Here is a 1,405-nt window from a genome sequence, read left to right on the forward strand (position 1 = left end):
TACTCCAACGTCACTTCGCCTGTCTGCGCTGGTAGTGGGATCGTCGGGCTCGGGCTTGGGATGTTCGTCGCCAGATCGACCAGTGCAGGGTGTGTTCTGGCGGTGGCGATGTGGCGAGGACGAAGGCGTTGAGGAGTCGGCGGATCTCGGCGACGGTCAACGCGATGATCTCCGAGTCGGGATCGGGTTGCTGGGCGGCGAGGATGGTCAGGACGGCCAGGGCGAGCATGGCCAGGGTGATGAACCGGTGCCAGCCGGTCCAGCCGCGGACCTGGTAGTGGTCGAGGCCGACCTGGCCTTTGCCGGTCTGGAACAACTCCTCGATGCTCCAGCGGGAGCCGGCCACGGTCACGAGGGTGTGCAGCGGCACCGGCCGGGGTGACCAGCACAGGTAGAAGGCCAACTCGCCGGTGGTGCGGTTGCGGCGGATGAGCAGCCACCGATACTCGCCAGGGCGGGCGGCCGTGGTGATCCAGGCCCATAGATAGTCGCGGGGCCCTTTCGCGCCCGGCCCGCAGCTGTGCCGCTGCCACTCGCGGGTGGGGATCCGCTCGGCGAGTTCGTCAACGCGGATGAGGGTGCGGCCGTCGTTGACCGCCACGCGTCGGTCGCAGCCGACCGCGAGGACGTAACCGATCCCGCGGTGTTCGAGGTCAGCGCGCAGGCCGGGGTCGGCGCCGTAGACCTCGTCGCCGGTCACCCATCCGAACGGGATTTCGGCGTCCAACGCGGCGGCGATCATCTGTCGGGCCAGCGCAGGCTTCGTGGCGAACCCGACACCGTCCGGAACGCCGGCGGCGGCGAGACGCTCGGGCTGCTGGCACCAGGTCGTCTCGGGTAGATAGAGCCGGCGGTCGATCAGCGCCCGCCCCAGAGGTGAGACATAGGCCAGGAACACCCCGACCTGGCTGTTCTCGATCCGCCCGGCGGTGCCGGTGTACTGCCGCTGCACCCCGACCGAGCACATGCCCTTCTTCAGGAAGCCTGTCTCGTCAGTGGCCAGCACGGCGTCAGGGTGGCCGAGGTGCTCGATCAGCCAGGCCCGCACGTCGTCGCGGACGGCGTCGGCGTCCCACACCGCCGTACGCAGCAGCCGCTGCATCGCCTGCGGATCATCGTGACCTGCCCGTTCCGCCAGGGACCAGCAAGTCTTGCGTTCCACGCGCGACAGCAGCCCTTCCACGAACTGCCCGGCGGTCCGGCGTGGCTCCGCGCGGACGAACCGGTCAGCGACACGCGTCACCGCCTCGTCCAGGATGACCCGCCACTGATCAAGGTCTACGCTGTGGCACACGGCCACCGCACGATCTTCGGTTGTCCTCACAAACCATCGATGATCAACGCGGTGGCCGTCCTCATGCCCACGCCACGCCCATGGCCGAAGCCAAGTGACGTTGGAGTACTA

At 68.5% G+C, this 1,405-nt stretch carries 1 protein-coding gene; it reads right to left on the minus strand.

The features are described from left to right. Positions 1–10: 10 nt before the first annotated feature. Positions 11–1,300 carry an IS701 family transposase gene (locus ABNF97_RS33890; protein ID WP_502930594.1) on the minus strand — a complete coding sequence of 430 codons (1,290 nt, stop codon included), beginning with the start codon at positions 1,298–1,300 and terminating at the stop codon, positions 11–13. Positions 1,301–1,405: the final 105 nt, after the last annotated feature.

The organism is Plantactinospora sp. B6F1 (genome assembly GCF_040120695.1).
In the GTDB taxonomy this organism is placed as follows: Bacteria; Actinomycetota; Actinomycetes; order Mycobacteriales; family Micromonosporaceae; genus Plantactinospora.